The organism is Pseudarthrobacter sp. CCNWLW217 (assembly GCF_037203985.1).
Taxonomy (GTDB): Bacteria; Actinomycetota; Actinomycetes; order Actinomycetales; family Micrococcaceae; genus Arthrobacter.
This window is the reverse complement of the sequence record NZ_JBBCBT010000010.1, coordinates 85,993-106,264: the sequence shown is the minus strand read 5'-3', so window position 1 is coordinate 106,264 and position 20,272 is coordinate 85,993. Positions and strand designations below refer to the sequence as shown.

General features: G+C 65.7%; 20 protein-coding genes. 7 read left to right on the top strand and 13 right to left on the bottom strand.

All coding sequences use genetic code 11. The annotated features are described in order from the left end of the window. Positions 1-121: 121 nt before the first annotated feature. Both nusA and rimP read right to left on the bottom strand, forming a co-directional pair. Complete coding sequence (gene nusA / locus V9L18_RS13085) at positions 122-1,102, bottom strand: transcription termination factor NusA (RefSeq protein WP_337347601.1); 981 nt, start codon at positions 1,100-1,102, stop codon at positions 122-124. Beyond that, on the bottom strand, positions 1,102-1,716 hold the full coding sequence (gene rimP / locus V9L18_RS13080; protein WP_337347600.1) for a ribosome maturation factor RimP: 615 nt from the start codon (positions 1,714-1,716) through the stop codon (positions 1,102-1,104). The genes nusA and rimP overlap by 1 nt, the downstream gene beginning before the upstream one ends. A 106-nt stretch (positions 1,717-1,822) precedes the next feature. On the opposite strand from rimP, the gene V9L18_RS13075 reads away from it, so the two are divergent. From V9L18_RS13075 to V9L18_RS13065, 3 genes are all read left to right on the top strand, one after another. Further along, positions 1,823-2,989 carry a DUF4439 domain-containing protein gene (locus tag V9L18_RS13075; protein WP_337347599.1) on the top strand — a complete coding sequence of 389 codons (1,167 nt, stop codon included), beginning with the start codon at positions 1,823-1,825 and terminating at the stop codon, positions 2,987-2,989. Positions 2,990-3,034: 45 nt separating this feature from the next. Beyond that, entirely contained in the window at positions 3,035-3,793 is a 759-nt protein-coding gene (locus V9L18_RS13070; RefSeq protein ID WP_337347598.1) for a VIT1/CCC1 transporter family protein, read from the top strand. Between the two features lie 84 nt (positions 3,794-3,877). Further along, positions 3,878-4,918, top strand: a complete 1,041-nt coding sequence (locus V9L18_RS13065; protein WP_337347597.1) for an aminoglycoside phosphotransferase family protein — start codon at positions 3,878-3,880, stop codon at positions 4,916-4,918. A 58-nt stretch (positions 4,919-4,976) separates the two neighbouring features. On the opposite strand, the gene V9L18_RS13060 is transcribed toward V9L18_RS13065, so the two are convergent. The 3 genes from V9L18_RS13060 to V9L18_RS13050 are packed head-to-tail and all read right to left on the bottom strand — an operon-like array spanning position 4,977 to position 9,008. Further along, the gene (locus V9L18_RS13060) at positions 4,977-6,377 is read right to left on the bottom strand and encodes a pyridoxal phosphate-dependent decarboxylase family protein (RefSeq protein WP_337347596.1); all 1,401 of its coding nucleotides are present in this window, start codon (positions 6,375-6,377) and stop codon (positions 4,977-4,979) included. Between the two features lie 9 nt (positions 6,378-6,386). Next, positions 6,387-7,187, bottom strand: a complete 801-nt coding sequence (locus tag V9L18_RS13055; protein ID WP_337347595.1) for a sulfite exporter TauE/SafE family protein — start codon at positions 7,185-7,187, stop codon at positions 6,387-6,389. Between the two features lie 9 nt (positions 7,188-7,196). Then, a complete protein-coding gene (locus V9L18_RS13050; RefSeq protein WP_337347594.1) occupies positions 7,197-9,008 on the bottom strand; it encodes a proline--tRNA ligase in 1,812 nt (603 codons plus the stop codon). Between the two features lie 425 nt (positions 9,009-9,433). Here V9L18_RS13050 and V9L18_RS13045 point away from each other — a divergent pair, with 425 nt between their 5' ends. From V9L18_RS13045 to V9L18_RS13035, 3 genes are read left to right on the top strand one after another with little or no spacing between them, the layout of a single operon-like run. After that, entirely contained in the window at positions 9,434-10,270 is an 837-nt protein-coding gene (locus tag V9L18_RS13045; RefSeq protein WP_443197951.1) for an ABC transporter ATP-binding protein, read from the top strand. Between the two features lie 8 nt (positions 10,271-10,278). After that, the gene (locus V9L18_RS13040) at positions 10,279-11,022 is read left to right on the top strand and encodes an ABC transporter permease (protein ID WP_337347690.1); all 744 of its coding nucleotides are present in this window, start codon (positions 10,279-10,281) and stop codon (positions 11,020-11,022) included. Beyond that, positions 11,019-11,654 (top strand): TetR/AcrR family transcriptional regulator, encoded by a 636-nt coding sequence (locus V9L18_RS13035; protein ID WP_337347593.1) that lies wholly within the window; start codon positions 11,019-11,021, stop codon positions 11,652-11,654. The genes V9L18_RS13040 and V9L18_RS13035 overlap by 4 nt, the downstream gene beginning before the upstream one ends. Positions 11,655-11,694: 40 nt before the next feature. Here the strand turns inward: V9L18_RS13035 and V9L18_RS13030 are convergent, their stop codons facing one another. From V9L18_RS13030 to V9L18_RS12995, 8 genes are all read right to left on the bottom strand, one after another. Next, positions 11,695-12,585: a GNAT family N-acetyltransferase gene (locus tag V9L18_RS13030; protein WP_337347689.1), complete on the bottom strand. Its 891-nt coding sequence runs from the start codon at positions 12,583-12,585 to the stop codon at positions 11,695-11,697. After that, a complete protein-coding gene (gene ispG / locus V9L18_RS13025; protein ID WP_310166360.1) occupies positions 12,548-13,714 on the bottom strand; it encodes a flavodoxin-dependent (E)-4-hydroxy-3-methylbut-2-enyl-diphosphate synthase in 1,167 nt (388 codons plus the stop codon). The genes V9L18_RS13030 and ispG overlap by 38 nt, the downstream gene beginning before the upstream one ends. A 46-nt stretch (positions 13,715-13,760) precedes the next feature. After that, on the bottom strand, positions 13,761-14,054 hold the full coding sequence (locus V9L18_RS13020; protein WP_337347592.1) for a YciI family protein: 294 nt from the start codon (positions 14,052-14,054) through the stop codon (positions 13,761-13,763). A gap of 77 nt (positions 14,055-14,131) precedes the next feature. Next, positions 14,132-14,650: a hypothetical protein gene (locus tag V9L18_RS13015; protein WP_337347591.1), complete on the bottom strand. Its 519-nt coding sequence runs from the start codon at positions 14,648-14,650 to the stop codon at positions 14,132-14,134. After that, positions 14,647-15,312 carry a MarR family transcriptional regulator gene (locus V9L18_RS13010; protein WP_337347590.1) on the bottom strand — a complete coding sequence of 222 codons (666 nt, stop codon included), beginning with the start codon at positions 15,310-15,312 and terminating at the stop codon, positions 14,647-14,649. Before V9L18_RS13010 ends, V9L18_RS13015 begins: the two co-directional genes overlap by 4 nt. A 102-nt stretch (positions 15,313-15,414) precedes the next feature. Beyond that, positions 15,415-16,746 carry a M50 family metallopeptidase gene (locus tag V9L18_RS13005; RefSeq protein WP_337347589.1) on the bottom strand — a complete coding sequence of 444 codons (1,332 nt, stop codon included), beginning with the start codon at positions 16,744-16,746 and terminating at the stop codon, positions 15,415-15,417. 18 nt (positions 16,747-16,764) lie between these two features. Beyond that, entirely contained in the window at positions 16,765-17,949 is a 1,185-nt protein-coding gene (gene dxr / locus V9L18_RS13000) for a 1-deoxy-D-xylulose-5-phosphate reductoisomerase (RefSeq protein ID WP_337347588.1), read from the bottom strand. 35 nt (positions 17,950-17,984) lie between these two features. Beyond that, complete coding sequence (locus tag V9L18_RS12995) at positions 17,985-18,731, bottom strand: sulfite exporter TauE/SafE family protein (protein ID WP_337347587.1); 747 nt, start codon at positions 18,729-18,731, stop codon at positions 17,985-17,987. Positions 18,732-18,777: 46 nt separating this feature from the next. Here V9L18_RS12995 and V9L18_RS12990 point away from each other — a divergent pair, with 46 nt between their 5' ends. After that, positions 18,778-20,253, top strand: a complete 1,476-nt coding sequence (locus V9L18_RS12990) for a lipase maturation factor family protein (RefSeq protein WP_337347586.1) — start codon at positions 18,778-18,780, stop codon at positions 20,251-20,253. Positions 20,254-20,272 lie beyond the last annotated feature (19 nt).

Sequence of the window (20,272 nt, the reverse complement as noted above, 5' to 3'; positions counted from 1 at the left end):
GGCGCACGAATACCGGCCGTTAGGCGCGGTCATTGTCTATTCTAGCCCCTCGGGGCCATTCTGCCGGAAACCGGCGTGCCGACGGAGGGTATCCGCCGTCGGCTGCCGGACCTGGTGAGGTTCAGTTTTCGCGCGGCGACGCGGCATCAGAGACGATGTCGATCCGCCAGCCGGTCAGCTTCGCTGCCAGGCGGGCGTTTTGGCCCTCCTTGCCAATGGCCAGCGACAGCTGATAGTCCGGGACGACAACCCGGGCCGAACGGGTGGCTTCGTCGATGATCGTGACGGAATTCACACGCGACGGGGACAAGGCGCTGGCAATGAAGGTCGCTGGGTCCTCGCTGAAATCGACGATATCGATCTTCTCGTCGTTCAGTTCAGTCATGACCGCCCGCACGCGTGAGCCCATTTCACCGATGCACGCACCTTTGGCGTTGATGCCAGGGGTGTTCGCCTTGACGGCGATCTTGGTGCGGTGGCCAGCTTCGCGGGCCAGTGCAACGATCTCCACGGACCTGTCCGCGATTTCCGGCACCTCCAGTTCGAAGAGCTTCCGGACAAGGCCCGGGTGCGACCGCGACAGTGTGACGGACGGGCCCTTAGTGCCGCGGTGGACGTCGATAACCAGGGCGCGGAGCCGGTTGCCGTGGGTGTACTTCTCCCCCGGCACCTGCTCGGGCGGCGGGAGCAGCGCTTCCACCGTGCCCAGGTTGACCTGGATCATGTGCGGATTGTTGCCCTGCTGGATCAGCCCGGCAACGAGTTCACCCTCGCGGCCCTTGAACTCGCCCAGGACGGCGTCGTCCTCGACGTCCCGGAGGCGCTGCAGGATGATCTGCCGTGCCGTGCTTGCCGCAATGCGGCCGAACCCGGCCGGAGTGTCCTCGAACTCGCCGATGGGGGCACCGTCGTCGTCGATCTCCACAGCCCAGATGGTCACGTGTCCGCTCTTGCGGTCCAGTTCGGCGCGGGCCTTCTCGAAGGCGCCGGGCGACTTGTGGTAGGCCACCAGGAGCGCCTGCTCAATGGTGGGGATCAGGAGGTCCAGCGGAATTTCACGCTCACGCTCCAGAAGTCTCAGTGCGCTCATGTCAATATCCATCAGGCCTCCTCAGAAGGTCCATTGTGCTCAGGTTCCAGACCGGCCTCGTCGAGGTGGCTGAATTCGATCTCGACTTTTCCGTTGCGGATCCTGTCGAAAGGAAGTTTTACGGGTTCGCCCTGCTTGGGCTTCATACCCTTTTTGACGGCGATCTCCGGGACGAGGGTCACGCCGGATTCGTCCACGGCTTTGACCCTGCCGGTGATGTTGTCGCCTTGGATGACGTTGACCTTGACCAGGCGCCCGCGGGCCCGGTGCCAGTGGCGCTCTTCCGTCAGGGGCCGGCCCACGCCGGGAGAGGAAACTTCAAGGTCATAGGGACGGCCGTCGTCGCCGGGGTCGTTGTCCAGGACGTCGGACAGGACTTTGGAGATATCGGCGATGACGTCCAAATTGACGCCGCCGGTCTCCTCCTGCGGCAGGTCCACCACCACGTGGACCACCCGGTGCGAGCCGGGGATGATGGAGACGTCCTCAAGGTACAGGCGGTTGGCCTGGACCGAGGGTTCAAGTAAGGCCCGAAGCCGGGCAGCTTCCGGATTGTAGGCAGGCGCAACGTCAGCCCTACCCGTTCCGGTACGGTCTGATGAAGTCGTGGCTTCTGCATTACTCACGATGCCGGCCGCCTCCCGATAGATGATGTTGTGACTACTAGCCTAGCGATTTTCCGGGCACAGTGGTGCACCGGGTTTGCCGTCCGGCGTGACAACATGGTCTGTTGTGAAAGCCGACAGCACCGAAATCAGCGCCCGAACGCGGTATTTCCGGTATGCCGTTTTTTCGCTCACAGCCCTGCTCGTGATGAGCCTGGGCATGGTCCTCATCCCCCATCAGCCCCCTGCACCTGCGGAAACGCCTTTTTCCGAGCGTGCCCGGGCTGCTGCACTGGCCGATACCCTGGCTCTGCGGGCAGCCGGGAGGGACCTGACTGAAGCCGGCGCGGGAGCGGGTGCGCGCGACGATACCGCAGTGTTGGACCGCGTTGTGACTTTGCTGACCATCCAGGCCCGGGCCCTGCTGCTGCCCGGTGACACCCCCACCTCCCCTACCCGGTCAGATGCGGGGCAGGCCGCCTCTCCTGACTCTTCCGCCGGCCAGACCGCCTCTCCCGGGGGTCCGACGTCGGCCGTTCCATCTACCGCGGCCGAGCTCGCGGCGGCCCTGTCCGCCAGCGGGGCGAGGCGCCTCACCGATGCGCTGGAAGCCGACGGCGGCATGGCCCGCGTCCTCGCCGGCGCCGGTGCCGCGCAGTTACTCGTGGCCCGGGACGTAGCCGCTTCCGCCGGCATTCCGGCTGAGGAACTGCCTGGCTGGCAGGAGCCCAACGCTCCCGCCGGCCAGGCCACCCGCACCCCGGCCGAGTGCCCCAGTTCCGGACCGTCAGGCGAAGGGGACGACGATCGTGGTGGTGTTGGGGAGGACGCGGCACTCACTGCCGCGCTGGACTCTGAACGTGAGACTATCTATGGCTACCAGGCTGCGCTGACGCGCCTCGACCCGGCAGCCGCGGCCCAGGCGTCCGCCCTGTTGGCGGAACACCTGGACCTCGCCGAGCAGGCTGAGGCCTACGCCACCATGCACTGCGCAGCGGTGCCGCCAACGCCGCCCGGATACGTACTCGACAGTGCATTCCTGAGTGCGCCCGCCGCAGGGTTGTCACACCTTGAGTCCGGCACCCTGCCGGCCTATGGGGACGTTGTGGCGTTCAGCACGGCTCCAACCCGTGGCTGGGCGGTGTCGGCCCTCGTGTCCGCCGCGAAGCGGACCATCGTTTGGGGCGGGGACCCGGGAGCCATTCCCGGCCTTGAACTGGACGAGTCACAGCTTCCCCCCTTGCCGGACATGCCCGGGAACGCCGTCCCCACCACATCTGAGCCAGCCACGTAATTCCTGATGCTGGCAAGCAGGCCCAAGTGGTGGTTTGCTGATTTTATGGATTCCCAGGAGCCAGCCGGCGTTCCGGCGGACAAGAAGGACCTGCAGCGCCACCTCGAAACCGAGCCTCATGACAACGACGTGGCCCAGCGCCTGAACTGGCTGCGCGCCGGAGTGCTGGGCGCCAACGACGGCATCGTCTCCGTAGCCGCCATCGTGGTGGGCGTGGCAGGTGCAACCGCGAACACTGGACCTATCCTGGCAGCGGGCGCTGCCGGCTTGGTGGGCGGCGCCGTGTCCATGGCGTTGGGTGAGTATGTCTCCGTCAGCAGCCAAAGCGACAGCCAGAAAGCACTGATCGAAAAGGAGCGGCGCGAGCTCGCCGAAGAGCCGGAAGAGGAACTCGCGGAACTGGCCGCAATTTACCAGGACAAGGGCCTCACCCCCGAAACCGCCCACCGGGTAGCTGTGGAACTGACCGAACACAATGCCCTTGCAGCGCATCTCTCGGCTGAACTCAACATCGACGAAGAGGACATCGTCAGTCCTTGGCACGCCGCCTTCGCTTCGGCTGTGGCCTTCACGCTCGGCGCGGTCCTGCCGATGCTGGCCATCCTCCTGCCGCCGCCGGGGACCCGGGTTCCGCTGACCTTTGGCACCGTGCTGGTGGCACTTGCCCTGACCGGCGCGCTGGGAGCCTGGATCGGGGGCGGTTCCAAAACACGCGCGGCAGTCCGGGTGGTGGTGGGCGGAGCGCTGGCCCTGGCGGCAACTTTCACCATTGGCAACCTGCTCGGGGCCAGCGGAATGGTCTAACGCTGTCATCCCGGCGCAATGTGCCGGATGAGGACGCGTCGGCATCTCCGCCCCTGGAAGCCTGGGTCAACTACGCTGGAATCGATGAGCCAGCAGATTCAGGTGCCGATCCCCGTAGACCTCGCCAGAAGATACAGCAGAAACAGCGCAGGACGGGCCTGGCTGGCCGCACTGCCTGCCCTGTTGAGCGGCCGGATGGAGCATTGGGACCTTGGCATCGACCTGGCTCCCGGTGGCGTGCCATGGAACGGACACGGCGGAATTGTCGTCCCGGTTCGCCGCAACGACGGAACACTGGCCGCCCTCAAGGTTGCCTTTCCGCATGATGAAGCCCGCGTCGAACGGCACGCCCTGGAGCTGTGGGCGGGGCACGGCGCCGTACGGTTGCTGGAAGCCGACGCCGGAACGTGCTCCATGCTGCTGGAACGGCTGGACGCGGACACCTCGCTGCAGGATGTCCCGATGGATGACGCCGTAACCGTGTGGGGCGGCCTGCTCCGCCAGCTGAGCCTGGAGCCTGACCACCGGCCACAATGGCTCGAGTTCGACCACATCGCCGGGCGGGCCGAGCAGTGGAGCGACGACCTGCCCGCGGACTGGGAGCAGCAGGGCCGGCCGTTCCCCCGGTGGCTGCTGGAAGCCGCCCTGGAAGTCTGCCAGACCCGCGGTGCCGTGGGGCGCCGCTCCGGACACGACGTGCTGGTGCACACCGACTTCCACTTCCTGAACATCCTGGCCCGTCCCACATGGCAGGACAGACCAGGCTTCGCGGCCATCGACCCGCAGCCCATGATCGGCGAACCGGAATTCGCGGTGGCACCGTTGCTCTGGAACCGGATCCAGGACCTCCCCCGCAGCGACCCGCAGGCAGGGCTGCGGGAACGCTGCTGTGACTTCAGCGAGGCAGCTGGCCTGGACAGTGAAGTGGCACGCCAGTGGGGTGTTGCCCGCGAAGTGGAGAACGCCCTCTCCTACGCCGGCCGCCCGCACCACGAAGGGGACCTGGCACGCTCGCTGTGGGTGGCCAGCACCCTGGCCGGCCGGACCCTGGACGTGTTGCCGCCCGCGCATTCCCTGCCGGAACCGGGACAGGCTGGAAGTTTTTGTCCAGAGGCAGCGGGATAAACGGTGGCCACGTCCCCCGATCTTGACAAAAACCGTGGCTCTTGGGGGTAGGGCGATATCAGGCCTTGGCCGCCCGGACCGCCGCAAAGGCCGAAGTGACCGCATCAACCGCGGTGCCGACGTCGTCCGCGTCCGTGCTCCAATTGCTCACTGACACACGCAGGACGTCCCTGCCCTGCCACCGCGATCCGGACATCCAGACCTTGCCGTCCTCGATCACCCGGGCCGTCACCGCCCTCGTGGTGGCGTCATCTCCGAAGGCGAGCGAGACCTGGGTGTACTCAACATCGTTGAGCACCTCGATGCCGTCCACGGCGGCCAATGCCGCTGCAATCCCGGAAGCCGCCTCCACCAGGCCCCTGACCTGCGCGGCCACGCCGTCGCTGCCCAGAGAGCGGAGGGCCGCCCAGACCGGTACTCCGCGGCCCCGGCGCGACAGCTCCGGGGCCTTTTCGAACGGGTCACCCGGACCTTCGGCGTCGTGGATCAGGTAGCTCGTGTGCTGCAGCCCCATCGCGCTGCGCAGCGCGTTGGAATCCCGTACGACGGCGATGCCACAGTCATACGGTACGTTCAGGGTCTTGTGTGCGTCAGTCCCCCAGGAATCGGCGAGCTCCATGCCGTTGGTGAGGTCACTAAGTTCCGGTACCGCCGCGGCCCACAGCCCGAAGGCACCATCGACATGCACCCAAGCACCATGCTGCCGGGCAACGCCGATGGCGTCCTCAAACGGATCGAAAGAGCCCGAGTGGAGGTTTCCGGCCTGGAGGCACACCAGGGCTGGTCCGGAACCTTCGGCCAGCATGCGGTCCAACTCCCCGGGGATCAGCCTGCCTTGGGCGTCCGCGGGGACCTCAGCGGGGCGGCCCAGCCCAAGGTAGCGCAGGCCCAGGTCAATAGTCTCGTGACGCTCCTGTCCCACGAAGCACCTGATCCGGGGTCCGCCCGCCAGGCCGTCGGCGTCCAGGTCCCAGCCGGCGTCCGCCATAAGGCGCCACCTCGCGGCGGCCAACCCGGTGAAGTTTGCCATGGTGGCACCGGTGGCAAAGCCGACGTCGGCGTCCCCGGGCAGGTGCAACAGCTGCAGCAGCCAGTGGCCGGCGGCTTCTTCAATGGCCGCTATCGCCGGGGTGGCGTAACGCAGGCCGGAGTTCTGGTCCCAGGCGCTGACAAGCCAGTCGGCCGCCAGTGCAGCAGGCAGCGTCCCGCCGATCACCCAACCAAAAAAGCGGCCGGACGGCATGGCCATCAGGCCCGGCTCCGCCTTGAGCGCGAGGTAGTCCACCACGTCTGCTGCGGGCATGCCCTGTTGTGGCAACGGTCCGGCGAAGACGTCCACGAGATCGTGGGCTGCCACGCCCGGACCAACGTGCCGGTCCGGCAGGCTCGCCAGCCACTCCTGGGCGTGGCGTGCGGCGGCCTCAAGTGCCTCGGAATATTGCCCAGCGCCTGCTGACATAGGAGCATGCTACGCCTCCGCGAAGTTCTCCTGCCAGACGTCGTAGCCGAGTTTGATGATCAAGGCACCTACCACCACCAGGAAGACGATCCGGACGAAGCGGCTCCCCTGGCTGACCGCGGTGCGGGCGCCGAGGTATCCACCCGCCATGTTGGCCGCGCCCAACAGCAGCCCGACGCCCCAGAGCAGGGAGCCGTGGGGCAGGAAGAACAGCAGCGCACCGGCATTGGTGGCCATATTGACGATCTTCGCCTTGGCACTGGCTTCCAGGAAGGCGTACCCCATGGCTGAGACCAGGGCGATGACCAGGAACGAGCCGGTGCCCGGCCCGATGAGGCCGTCGTAGAAGCCGATCACCGCCCCAATCAGGCACGCCACCACGTAGTGCGTGTGTCCGTCGTGGCGCAGCACCGTGATGTCCCCGACGTTGGGCTTGAGGGCAGTAAAAAGCGCGACGGCGACAAGTGCTACCACGATGATGGGCTTGAACACGCTTGCCGGCAGGGTGGCCGCCAGGACCGCCCCGCCGAAACTGCCGCCGAGGGCGATCACCGCCATGGGCAGTGCAGTCTTCAGGTCCGGTTTGACCCGCCCGTAGTAGGTGACAGCGCTGGTTGTGGTCCCGAAAATCGAGCCCATCTTGTTGGTGGCCAGCGCCTGGACGGGGGTAATGCCAGGCACCAGGAGCAGCGCCGGAAGCTGGATCAGTCCCCCGCCGCCAACAACTGCATCCACCCAGCCGGCAGCGAATCCAGCCACCACAATCAAAATGAGGGTGGTGAGCTGGACCGATTCGAAACCCGAGATCAACGCTGCGGGTCAGCTGTTGCGGACGGCAGTGACCACGTAGTCAACCGCCTTGTCCACTGCAACGTTCTCCGCTTCGCCGCTGCGGCGGTCCTTGATCTCCACAACGCCGTCCACCAGGCCGCGGCCAACAGCCAGGATCGTGGGGACGCCTACAAGTTCGGCATCGCCGAACTTGACGCCCGGGGACACCTTGGGCCGGTCGTCATAGATGACGTCCAGGCCTGCGGCCTCAAGATCCAGGGCCAGTTTTTCGGCTGCGGTGAAGACCTCTTCGCCCTTGCCTACAGCCACCACGTGGACATCCGCGGGAGCGACGGCGCGGGGCCAGGTCAGGCCCTTGTCGTCATGGTTGGACTCAGCAAGGGCGGCGACGGCGCGGGTGACGCCCACGCCGTAGGAACCCATGGTGACCACTACCTGCTTGCCGTTCTGGTCCAGGACCTTCAGTTCAAGGGCTTCGGCATACTTGCGGCCAAGCTGGAAAATATGGCCCATCTCGATGCCGCGGGCAATCTCCAGCGGGCCGGAGCCGTCCGGGGCAGGATCGCCTTCGCGGACGTCGGTGCATTCGATCACGCCGTCCCAGCCGAAGTCGCGTCCTGCGACGAGGCCGTACACGTGCTTGCCGGCCTCATTGGCTCCGGTGATCCAGGCGGTGCCGCTGACAACGCGGGGATCAACCAGGTACAGGAGGTTGGCGGAGCTTTCGCTGCCCAGCAGGGGTTCGTCCAGGGTCAGACCGGGGCCCAGGTAGCCCTTGACGATGAGGGGCTGCTTCTTGAGGTCGTCGTCGTTGGCTGCTTCCAGTCCGATCTCGCCTGCGATGGGCAGGAACGAACCAATGTTGGCTTCCACGCGCTTCAGGTCAACGCCGCGGTCACCCGGCAGGCCGATAACCACAAGCTGGCGTTCTCCGGTGGGCAGGGTGACTGCCAGGACAACGTTCTTGAGGGTGTCGGCGGCCGTCCAGGGGCCGCCGTCGGCCTCGCTGCGGGGAGCAAGCTCGTTGGAGGCGGCAACCAGCGTGTCGATCGTGGGGGTGTTCGGGGTGTCCAGGACTTCCGCGGCGGGGGCATCCGTGAAATCAATGTCCTCAGGGACCACGGTGGTGACTGCCTCCACGTTTGCCGCGTAACCGCCGGCGGAGCGCACAAACGTGTCCTCGCCGATCTCGGTGGGGTGCAGGAATTCCTCGCTCTTGGACCCGCCCATGGCGCCCGCGGTGGCCGCAACCGGAACAACCTCCAGGCCCAGGCGCTCGAAGATCCTGAGGTAGGCGCCACGGTGGGCCATGTAGCTCGCGTCCAGGCCGGCGTCGTCCACGTCGAAGGAGTAGGAGTCCTTCATGATGAACTCGCGTCCGCGCAGCAGACCCGCGCGGGGGCGCGCCTCGTCGCGGTACTTGTTCTGGATCTGGTAGAGGCTTAGGGGAAGGTCCTTGTACGAGGAGTACAGGTCCTTGACCAGGAGCGTGAACATTTCCTCGTGTGTGGGTGCCAGCAGGTAATCCGCGCCCTTGCGGTCCTGGAGCCGGAACAGGCCCTCACCGTATTCGGTCCAGCGGTTGGTGGCCTCGTAGGGTTCCCGCGGCAGCAGCGCCGGAAAGTGAACTTCCTGGGCCCCGATCGACGCCATTTCCTCGCGGATGACGGCTTCGACCTTGCGCAGCACACTGAGCCCGAGCGGCAGCCAGGTGTAGATGCCGGGCGCCGCGCGCCGGATGTAGCCGGCCCGGACCAGAAGCCGGTGGCTGGCCACCTCGGCGTCGACGGGATCTTCACGCAGGGTGCGCAGGAAAAGCTGGGACAGTCTTGTGACCACGGGGCGGTATCCGTTTCTGGGGAATGGCTGCTGGATGCAGGGCCGGGCAATTCGTCTGGGTACTAATCTACCGGCAAAGCCTGCCCTTCCCCTGCGGCAGGACTCCTTGCGGGCCACTCAGGTCATCGGCCAGGACGCGATAGAGCCACGCCCGGCGATGCAAAGCCCCTGGCCGTAAACGGCTGGTCATTGCATCCGGGCGTGGCTCCACGGCGTTGACGCTTGGTACTGGTGAGGACTGGTGAGACCGCCCACCCACACTCCAGCGCAGCTAGATCGAACTTATGTGATCGCCGACACCTTGACAAGGGTTTTTTCCATTCGAAGTTGTTGACGACCCTCCAATGGGGGTCTATTTTTAATTCATCAAGTGGTGAATTTATAGATTTTCGCCAGCGTACAGTCACCATCACCCGGAGGCAGTCGTGTCCCACTCAGCAGCAGCGGCCCTGGCCAGGCCCGGAGATGACGTCGCGGTGGCCACCAGGTCCCTGCACGTGGTCCGGGGAAAGATTCCCGTCCTTCGGGGCCTGGATTTTGCCATCCCGGCCGGAAGGATCACCGGCCTGCTGGGGCCGTCAGGGAGCGGAAAGACCACCCTGATGAGGGCCATCGTGGGAGTACAGCGGCTGAGCTCGGGATCCGTGACGGTACTGGGCCTTCCGGCCGGCCATCCGTCGCTACGGCACCGGGTGGGCTACGTAACCCAGTCCCCCAGCGTCTATCCGGACCTGACCGTGGAAGCCAATGTCCGCTATTTCGGAGCGATGCACCGGAAAGGGCGACGCGATGCCGCCGAGGCAATTGCCGCCGTCGGGCTTGAACAGCAGTCACGGCAAAAAACAGCCGACCTCTCCGGCGGCCAGCTCAGCCGGGTTTCGCTGGCGTGCGCCTTGGTTGCCCGTCCCCGCCTGCTGGTCCTCGACGAGCCCACAGTGGGCCTTGACCCTGTTCTTCGGGCCGACCTCTGGGACCGCTTCCGGTCCATGGCGGAGGCGGGGACCACGCTCCTGGTCTCCAGCCATGTGATGGAGGAGGCAAGCCACTGCGGTTCCCTGCTGCTGCTGCGCGAAGGCAGGCTCCTGGCCCAGCTGACGCCGGCCGAACTCAGCAGGCGCGGTCACAGCACAGACCTTGAGAGGGCGTTCCTGCATATGATCCGGGAAGCGGAAGGAACGGCGGCAACCGAAGTCGCAGTCACCCGCGACGGCACAGCCTCCCCGGAAAGCAGCACAACCCCGAAAAGGACGGTGCGGTCATGAACCTGTTGATGATGCTGGCCACAACCCGAAGGGTCCTGGACCAATTGCGGCACGACCACCGCAGCGTCGCCCTGATCCTGGTGGTCCCGGCGCTGCTGCTGACGGCGGTGTATTTCCTTTTCGAGAATGAGACGCTCCCGCCGGGGATGCCCAGGACGTTCGACCGGGTGGGCCTGATGATGCTGGCCATTTTCCCGTTTGTGGTGATGTTCCTGGTCACCTCGATCACCATGCTGCGGGAACGGACGTCCGGGACGCTGGAGCGGCTCCTGACCACGCCCATCCACAAGGCCGATCTGCTGTTCGGTTACGGGCTCGCGTTTTCCATCATGGCCGCCCTGCAGTCATTGGTTGCCACGGCCGTCGCCTACTGGATCTTCGACCTGGATATCAAGGGCAGCCCCGGCCTGGTGGTCATGATTGCGGTGATCAACGCCGTACTGGGTGTGGCCCTGGGACTGCTCTGCTCTGCGTTCGCCCGGACCGAATTCCAGGCCGTCCAGTTCATGCCGGTTGTGGTGGTGCCCCAGATTCTGCTGTGCGGATTGTTCGTTGCCCGTGACCGGATGAACGAGGTCCTCGAATCCATCTCGAACGTCCTGCCCCTCACGTTTTCGGTCGATGCCCTGCAGGAGATCGCTGCGAACACCGAGGCCACGGACCAACTGTGGTCGGATGCCACCACCATGCTGGCCATCGTCCTGGGGGTCCTGGTACTGGCGTCCCTCACGCTCCGGCGGCAGACTGCATGAGCGGCACGCAGGAGGTCCGAAAGCCAGGATCGGGCAGGAGGGGGCGGCGCGAAGGAGCAAGCGAGTCCCGGGAACACATCCTGGCCACGGCCCGCCGCCTCTTCGCCGAGCATGGCTTCGAGGGCACAAGCCTTCGGCAGGTGGCACGGGAGGCCGGCGTTGACCCCGCCATGATCCATCATTTCTTCAAGGGAAAGGATGAGCTCTTCGCGCTGAGCGTGGCACTCCCGGCCGACCCGGCACAGGTCCTGGAGGGCGTGGACCAGCACGACCCCGAGCATCGGGCGGAAGCAATTGTGCGGGCGGTACTGCGGCTGTGGGAGAGCCCGGCCCAGCACAGCCTGGTGGCGTTCATCCGGGGCACCATTGGCTCCAAGTCCAAGACGTTGTTGCTGCGGGAGGTGGTGACCAGGACGATCATCAGCCGCATCATGGCCGGCATTCCCGGCCCACCCGAGGAAGTGGCATTGCGAGGCAACCTGGTAGCCACGCAGATGGTGGGCCTCATGCTGGTCCGCTACGTGGTCAAGTTGGAACCGCTTGCCTCTGCCTCGCCTGAGGATGTGGTTCGGCTGCTGGCTCCGAACGTCCAGCATTACCTCACGGGAGAACTGGACGGACTGGACAACTGACACGCGCCCATGACGAGCACGGCCCCCTCAAGATACTGGCTTAGAACAGCACAGTGGCAAAGGTTCCCCGTTGGGTGAACCCGACGCGCTCATACGTGGATCTGGCGCGGGAATTGAAGCCATTCACGTACAGGCTGGTGACCGGTGCGATCTTCCGGGCGTGGTCGACAACGGCGGCCATGTAGCCCGCGCTGAGGCCCTGGCCCCGATATTGAGGGTTCATCCACACACCCTGCACCTGCGTTACCTCCGCTGTCACGGCTCCAAGTTCGGCCTTGAAGACGACGTCGCCGGCGGGGTTGAGGTGTACCAGCGAATGTCCTTGCCGGATCAGCCCTTCGACCCGCCGGCTGTAGAACTCGCGGCCCCCCAGGAAAGGCGAATAGCCCACTTCTTCCTCAAACATGGCGGCGCAGGCAGGGAGGATGCGGTCAAAGTCCGCGAGCCTGCCCAGGGTGAGTTCCGTGTTTGGTTCCACCGAAGGCGGGCCCGCGAGGGTCAGGAGAGGCTGCTCGGAGCGCACCTCGTGGGCCGTGTGGCCCAACAGCTCCAGTTCAGCATGCAGGGCGAGGACGGGTTCCGCGGGGCCAAAAGCCGAGGCATACCGGCGGCCCGAACGGTTGGCCGCCGCGGCAACCAGACCGGCATAGGCGGGATCCAGCTCAACCGGGACCAGGTTGGCTCCCGTCCAGCAGGCACCCACCAGCATGCCGTCGTCGAACACGCCAAGGACCGATGCGCCACCCGTGGTGGGTGCGGCGGTCCCGGCCGAGCGCAAGTGGGCAAGGATGAAGACGTTGGCTACCGGATCCTGCTGGGCCAGGCGCCGCAGTGCCGACGTGTCCGCACCGGCCAGGGTTCGAACGGAGATCCCTGCCGGCGCGGTGCCGTCCTTATGAGACGCTAACCACGGGGCTACCCTTGACAGCATCTTCGCCATCGGCCTCCCCCATCTCTTCGGCGATACGCATGGCCTCTTCGATCAGTGTCTCAACAATCTGGTCCTCGGGGACAGTCTTAATGACTTCACCCTTCACAAAGATCTGGCCTTTGCCGTTGCCCGATGCCACGCCGAGGTCAGCCTCACGGGCCTCGCCAGGTCCGTTGACGACACAGCCCATCACTGCCACGCGCAGCGGGATTTCCATGCCTTCCAGGCCTGCGGTGACCTGTTCGGCCAGGGTGTAGACATCCACCTGCGCGCGGCCGCAGGACGGGCAGGAGACGATCTCCAGTTTGCGCGGGCGCAGGTTGAGGGATTGCAGGATCTGGTTGCCGACCTTGATTTCCTCCACCGGCGGGGCGGAAAGTGAGACCCGGATGGTGTCGCCGATGCCCCTGGACAGCAGTGCGCCGAAGGCGGTGGCGGACTTGATGGTTCCCTGGAAGGCCGGCCCGGCCTCCGTGACGCCGAGGTGGAGGGGCCAGTCTCCCTTTTCGGCCAGCATCTCGTAGGCCGCCACCATGATCACGGGATCGTTGTGCTTAACCGAAATCTTGAAATCGTGGAAGCCGTGCTCCTCGAACAGGGACGCTTCCCAGACTGCCGATTCCACGAGTGCCTCAGGGGTGGCTTTCCCGTATTTCTTCATGATGCCCGGCTCCAGGGAGCCCGCGTTGACGCCGATCCGGATGGACGTGCCGTGGTCCTTGGCCGCCTTCGCGATTTCCTTGACCTGGTCGTCGAACTTGCGGATGTTCCCCGGGTTCACGCGGACCGCGGCGCAGCCTGCCTCGATGGCCGCGAAAACGTACTTGGGCTGGAAGTGGATGTCCGCGATGACCGGAATCTGGGACTTGCGGGCAATGATGGGCAGCGCCTCGGCGTCGTCCGCGGACGGGCAGGCCACCCGAACGATGTCACAGCCGGACGCCGTGAGCTCGGCGATCTGCTGCAGGGTGGCGTTGATGTCCGTGGTGGGTGTGGTGGTCATGGACTGCACGCTGATGGGGCTGTCCGAGCCGACCCCCACGGATCCGACCTTGATCTGGCGCGTCTTCCGGCGCGGGGCAAGAACGGGCGGCGGTGCTGACGGCATTCCCAGGCTGACCGAGGTCACGTGGACTCCTTGGGTAGGTGGATCGAAAGAGGAGGGAGGTCAGATATCAGGACGCGTGGGCGGCCAGGATGCCGATCACGGGGGTCCATTCGGTGGTCCGGATCCCGGCGATGGTGCCTGCCAGCGCGAAGGGATCCTGCTTGAGCAGTTCGTTCAACTCCGCCTCGTCCTGGACCTTGAAGATCAGCAGGGCACCGGCGCCGTCGCCATAGGGTCCGCTGGTCAGGAGCCGGCCGTCCTCGGCAAGGGTGGACAGCCAGGCACGGTGTGCGGGACGGCTCTCATCGCGGGCGGCAGAGGAATTGGCAGCGTAAACGTACTCAACAGCAAAAACAGTCATAAGGACACCCTATCCCCCGCGGCGGGCCTTCGCCGATCCGGGCAATGCCGCAAAACCCCACATGCCGGGCCGGTGGCTTAGGACAGAAACAGCACTTTGACGATAGCCGCAATCCCGGCGGCCCACAGCATGGAGGTGAGGGTCCCGATAATGAACCGCTCCGCGGCCACGGGTGTTTCCTTCAGCTCGGCGAACCTTCCCAGTCCTTTGATCGCCACCACGTACGCGATGGCCACCGGCTGGCCGGCCAGGATGGCCAGGCAAACCGCAAGGCGCTCCAGCACGCCGATGATCGCCCCACCACGCAGGATCCGCTGGGCCGCAGCGGGTGGCGCCGGAGAGGGAACGTCCGACGACGGCCTCCCGCCGTCCGCTGTCAGCTCGCCGTCCACGGATTGTCCTGGGCGGGGCTGCGGGACTGCGGGAAAGGTGTCCACCGTAACGTCGGCTGACGGGTCCTCGAGCGCCCGGTCCGCTGCACTGGCCGCATCCGCCTTGTCATCGATGGTCCTGGCCAGCCGAAAGACCAGCGCGGTCACTGGCCAGCCGGCGAATCCGGCCACCAGCAGGGCCGCGGTTATCCAGAGTGCGTTCACCGGTCTCCTTCTATCTGGGAATGAGCGTGCGCCAGGAGCATTGCCGCGGCGGGCCTAGCCGCCCATTCTTCCTGCCATCCGGACCTGAGCACGGCACGGCTCACCGACTGTTCCGTAATTCCCAACTCCTTGGCCACCTCCTTCTGGCTGCCATGCCGGCCGCCACCGCCCTGCAGGAGCCGGAGCCGGTCCACCACCCGCCATTGGGCTGGAGTCCGTTCCTGAACCAGGCGGCCGATCAGGCGGAGCACCGCCTCGGCATGGGCGCAGGCCACGGCTCCTTCCCGGGCATGCTGCGGTACTTCCGCTGTCCGTCCGATACTGCCGGACACCACCGACAACGGGACCTGTCCGGCTGCGGTCTTGGCGAGATCAACGGCCTTACGGGCGGCCACGAAGCCCGTTCCGGTACCTTCCCGGGGGCTGGCCCCGGGAGCGAGCACCACTGAGCCGATGCCGATCCCCACGTACCAGTGGCCACTGCGCAGCGCGTGCAGGGCAATGTCCACTACCTCGGCCGGGTCGGCTACGAGTCCTTGGAGTTCGTCGCCCACAGAGCGCTCGAACGCCTCCGAAGTAAGGCCGGCCAGTTCGGAGATCAGCTCCGGAACCCGGTCGACGTCCTCGCTGCTGCCGCGCTGGTCGATGGTGAGGATGTACATGGCTTAACCGTAGGTGGCTGATTTCAGATAATCAATCGTTTGCAGCTGATTATCCAAAATAAGCCTTATATGGCTGATTCTCGAATATCAGCCGAAAGCGGCTTAGCCGAACAGGTTGATGGGCTTCACGATGTCCGCATAGATCAACAGCGCGCTCATCCCCATCAGCAGGGCGGCTACGACGTACGTCGCGGGCAAGAGCTTGGCGATATCGAAGGCGCCGGGGTCGGGCCTGCCGAAGAGCTTCGCCACCCGGCGCCGGACCCCTTCATACAGTGCACCGGCGATATGGCCGCCATCGAGCGGCAGCAACGGAACCAGGTTGAAAACGGCCAAGGCGAAGTTCAGCCCGGCGAGCAGCCCAACCAGGGCCCCCAGCCTTGACTGGAGCGGCACCTCTTCCATGGCCGATATCTCTCCGGCCACGCGCCCCACACCCACTACGCTGATGGGTCCGTTGGGATCACGGGGCTCCTCGCTGAAGGCCGCCTGCGCAACCCCGACTACACGCGCCGGAAGGTTGAGGACAACACCGGCCACTTGCCGGATGTTCTCCCCCGCCATGGGCAGGACAGTCGACGCCGGCTGTGGCACCAGTTCACTCTGTGCACCAATGCCCAGGAAGCCGACGTCCTGGTACAGGAGGTTGCCGGCGTCATCCTTGGCCTGGCGTCCGTCGACACCGACAACAGGGCGGGCGGACAGCACAGGAGTCACGGTGGTGGTGACCGTGCCGCCGTCGCGCTCTACGGTGATGCTGACTTCCTTCCCGGCGGACGTACGGATCCACTCCGTCAGCTGGTCCCAACTGGTCACTGCCTTCCCATCAAAGGAGGTGACCCGGTCATTGGGCAGGAGGCCGGCGGCGGCCGCTGGCGTCAGTTCGCAGTCTGCAGAATCAGGATCCACGGTCTCGCCGGCGGCGACCTGGCACTTGGAAACATCGGCGATGGTGGTGGTGGGCGTGGAAATGCCGAAGCCCATGAGGAGGACCGCCGTAAGGGCCAGGCCGATAAGCAGGTTCATCGCCGGGCCGCCGAGCATCACAATGACTTTCTTCCACACCGGGAGCCGGTAGAACACCCGGTCCTTGTCGTCCGGACCCACCTCCTCGTGGGCAAGGGACCGCGCTTCCGTGGCCAGGGTCTGGAACATGCCGGTGCTCGATGGCCTGACTGTTCCGTCGTCCTTGTTCGGCGGATACATGCCGATCATTGAGACGTAGCCGCCAAGGGGGATGGCCTTGACCCCATATTCGGTTTCGCCCTTGCGCTTTGACCACAGGGTGGGGCCGAAACCAATCATGTACTTGGTGACACGGACCTTGAACAGCTTGGCGGGCACCAGGTGGCCGACTTCGTGCAGCGCAATGGACACGGCAATGCCGATCGCCACAAACACGACACCGAGGATAAAGAGGAGTACGGGACTCATGGGTGGATTGACTGCTTCCTAGAGACTGCTGACTGCTAAACGTTCGTGGGCCCGCGCCCGTGCCCAACTTTCAGCTTCCAGCACGGACTCCACTGTCAGCCCGGAGGATCCTGGGTGTTCGCTGAGTACGCCAGCGACGGTGTCCACGATGTCGGTGAAGCGGATGGATCCTTCGTGGAAGGCTGTGACGGCTTCCTCGTTGGCGGCGTTGAACACCGCAGGAAAGGTGCTTCCCTGCTTGGCTGCGTCCTTGGCGAGCTCCACAGCCGGGAAGGCCTGCGAGTCCAGCGGCTCGAACGTCCAACTGGTGGCTTGGGTCCAGTCGCAGGGGGACGCAGCCTTGGGCACCCTGTCGGGCCAGCCCAGCCCCAGCGCAATGGGCAGGCGCATGTCCGGCGGCGAAGCCTGGGCGATGATGGACCCGTCGACAAACTGGACCATGGAGTGCACCACGGATTGCGGGTGGACCACAACGTCGATCCGGTCCAGCGGGATGTCGAAGAGCAGGTGGGCTTCGATGACCTCGAGGCCCTTGTTGACCAGGGTGGCCGAATTGGTGGTGACCATCAGCCCCATATCCCACGTAGGGTGTGCCAGCGCTTCCCGGGGCGAAACGTTGTGCAACTGCTCCCTGGTCCGGCCGCGGAAGGGTCCGCCGGAGGCCGTCAGGATCAGTTTGTCCACTTCGTTGGCCGAGCCGGAGCGCAGGCACTGGGCGATGGCGGAATGTTCGGAGTCCACAGGCACAATCTGCCCCTCCCGGGCGGCTGCCTTGACCAGCTCTCCACCAACAATGAGGGACTCCTTATTGGCCAAAGCCAGTAACGCCCCCGATTTCAGGGCCGCCAGCGTCGGGGCGAGTCCGATCGAGCCGGTAATTCCGTTGAGCACCACGTCGGCGGGGATTTCGGCAATCCGGGTGGAGGCGTCGGGGCCGGAGATAATCTCCGGCCGGTAGTCTTGCCGTCCTGATTGGCGGGCGGCGTCGTTGATCAGGTTTTGCAGCTGCCGCGGATCCCCGGACGCGATGCCGACGGCGGCGGCCCCCGTGTGGACGGCCTGGCGGGCCAGCAGTCCCAGGTTTCCGCCCCCGGCGCTGAGCGCCACCACTTCAAAAAGGTGCGGGGCGCCGTCGACGACGTCAATCGCCTGGGTGCCGATGGAACCGGTGGATCCGAGGATGACGATTCTGCGAGGCTGCATTGCTTAAGTATCCCGCACCGGCAGGCTGTGCCCGCTCACCCAAAAGCCAGTTCCACGAAACCCTTGGTCAGTGTGGACGCGGCTCCGAGGTAGGCGATGGCCACCACGATCCGCCGGACGGAGGCAGGCTTGACCTTGCCGGACAGCAAGTCGCCGGCAACGATTCCGACCACCATGGCAGCCAGAATGCTGAGCCACTGCCATCCCTCCAGGCCGGGAAGGTGCCCGCCGGAGAGAACATATTTGCTCACCAGGGACGTCAGCCCCGTGGTCACGAAATACGGCTGCAGCGTGGCGCCGAAGCTCTTTTGGTCCCAGCGGGTGGCGATGGCGTAGGCGGTAATGGCAGGGCCGCCCACGCCGGCGGCCGCATTCATCAGTCCGCTGGAAAAGCCGAGTGATGCCATGGGGACCGGACCGCTGGCGCGCCATGAGCTGCGGGTCAGCCGCTGCGAAGCAAGCAAGGCGACGATGAGCAGGACGCCGATACAGATCTCCAGCGGTGCTTCCGGCACGTTGCTGGCCAGCCAGGCGCCCGGCAAAACCCCTGCCACGGCCGCGAGCGCCAGGCCGAAGTAGCGTCGCCACTGAACGTGCCGCCACACCCTGGACAGGATCAGCAGCGACGAAGCGGCCCCGCAGAGGTTGATGATCATCACGCCGTCGAACGGCCCCAGGAGTACCACCAAGACCGGGGAAACGAGGAGGCCGAATCCGAGGCCGGCCAGCCGCTGGGCCAGTGCCCCCGCAATGACGGCAATCAGCACCAGTGCAAACACCATCCGATCCTAGTGCGCGGAACCTGGGGGCGGGCGTAACGTGGACACCGTGGACTGGGTTTCCTGGTTCGATGCGCCGGAGTACGAATTCGCCCGGCAGGTGCTGCAACGCGGCGTCGCAGCACTCTTCCTTATTGCATTCCTCTCCTCCTTCAACCAGTTCCCGGCACTGCTGGGTGCGCGCGGGCTGCTGCCGGTGTCCGACTATCTTGAGGGATTCAGAGCTATGAGGCGGCCCACCCTGTTCCGCTGGCGGTATTCGGACCGGCTGCTGCGCGCAGTGTGCGTCGCCGGGATGGCAATCGCGGCGCTCCTGGTGGCAGGCCTTCCCCAGCTCGGGCCGCCGTGGCTGCCCCTGATCGCCTTCCTGGCCCTGTGGCTGCTGTACATGTCCATCGTCAACGTGGGCCAAACGTTCTATGGCTTCGGCTGGGAGATGCTGCTCCTGGAGGCCGGGTTCACCGTGGCTTTCCTCGGATCGGACCAGACTGACCCGCCGCGCACCATCCTGATCCTGGTGGCCTGGCTGGTGTTCCGCCTGGAATTCGGGGCAGGGATGATCAAGATCCGGGGCGGCCGGGAATGGCGCGACCTGACTGCGCTCTACTACCACCACGAAACGCAGCCGATGCCCGGACCCCTGAGCCGGCAGGCGCATTTGCTGCCCAGGCCGTTCCATCGGCTGGAGGTCCTGGGGAACCACTTCGCGCAGCTTGTGGTGCCGTTCTTCCTCTTCGCGCCGCAGCCCGTGGCCAGTGCCGCCGCCGGTATCATCATCTTCACCCAGTTGTGGCTTGTGGCCAGCGGCAACTTCGCGTGGCTGAACTGGATCGCCATTGTGCTGGCCTTCGCCGCCGTGAGCGACCCCGTCGCCCACGCCGTTCTGCCCTTCCTGCCGCTGGAGTGGCACGAAGGCTCGGCGGACGGCAGGGAGACACCGGTGTGGTGGCTCGCCATCACCCTCGCCGCAACCCTGCTCCTTGCGGTGCTGAGCTATTGGCCGGTGCGCAACCTGTTCTCCAAGCGGCAGCTGATGAACGCTAGCTTCAACCGCTGGCAGCTCGTCAATACCTACGGCGCGTTCGGCACGGTCACCAAACAGCGGATCGAGATCGTTGTCGAGGGCACCCTGGATGAGGATCCGGACGAATCCGCCGACTGGCGGGAGTACGGCTTCAAGGGAAAGCCCGGGGACGTGCGCCGGCTGCCGCGCCAGTGGGCCCCCTACCACCTCCGGCTGGACTGGCTGATGTGGTTCCTCCCGCTCCGGACAGTCCATGAGGAATGGTTCTATGCCTTCCTCGCCAAGCTGCTCGAAGCCGACCGCCAGGTGCTGCGGCTGCTCCGCCACGACCCGTTCGACGGCGGCCGCCCGCGGTGGGTGCGCGCCCGCAGCTACCTGTACCGGTTCGCCACCCGGGCTGAGTTCCGTGACACCGGCGAACGGTGGGTCCGGACGCCACTGTATGAGGCCATTCCGCCGCTGTCCCTCCGCCGGACTCCGGGACGCCGTCCGACAAGCTGAGCGATAGGGCGAGGGATCC

Excerpts from the sequence above, each read along its gene's own strand:
- nusA (WP_337347601.1), bottom strand. The coding sequence starts at position 1,102 with ATGGATATTGACATGAGCGCACTGAGACTTCTGGAGCGTGAGCGTGAA.
- V9L18_RS13070 (WP_337347598.1), top strand. The coding sequence starts at position 3,035 with ATGGATTCCCAGGAGCCAGCCGGCGTTCCGGCGGACAAGAAGGACCTG.
- V9L18_RS13065 (WP_337347597.1), top strand. The coding sequence starts at position 3,878 with ATGAGCCAGCAGATTCAGGTGCCGATCCCCGTAGACCTCGCCAGAAGA.
- V9L18_RS13060 (WP_337347596.1), bottom strand. The coding sequence starts at position 6,377 with ATGTCAGCAGGCGCTGGGCAATATTCCGAGGCACTTGAGGCCGCCGCA.
- V9L18_RS13040 (WP_337347690.1), top strand. The coding sequence starts at position 10,279 with ATGATGCTGGCCACAACCCGAAGGGTCCTGGACCAATTGCGGCACGAC.
- V9L18_RS13035 (WP_337347593.1), top strand. The coding sequence starts at position 11,019 with ATGAGCGGCACGCAGGAGGTCCGAAAGCCAGGATCGGGCAGGAGGGGG.
- V9L18_RS13030 (WP_337347689.1), bottom strand. The coding sequence starts at position 12,585 with ATGCTGTCAAGGGTAGCCCCGTGGTTAGCGTCTCATAAGGACGGCACC.
- V9L18_RS13020 (WP_337347592.1), bottom strand. The coding sequence starts at position 14,054 with ATGACTGTTTTTGCTGTTGAGTACGTTTACGCTGCCAATTCCTCTGCC.
- V9L18_RS13010 (WP_337347590.1), bottom strand. The coding sequence starts at position 15,312 with ATGTACATCCTCACCATCGACCAGCGCGGCAGCAGCGAGGACGTCGAC.
- V9L18_RS13005 (WP_337347589.1), bottom strand. The coding sequence starts at position 16,746 with ATGAGTCCCGTACTCCTCTTTATCCTCGGTGTCGTGTTTGTGGCGATC.
- dxr (WP_337347588.1), bottom strand. The coding sequence starts at position 17,949 with ATGCAGCCTCGCAGAATCGTCATCCTCGGATCCACCGGTTCCATCGGC.
- V9L18_RS12995 (WP_337347587.1), bottom strand. The coding sequence starts at position 18,731 with ATGGTGTTTGCACTGGTGCTGATTGCCGTCATTGCGGGGGCACTGGCC.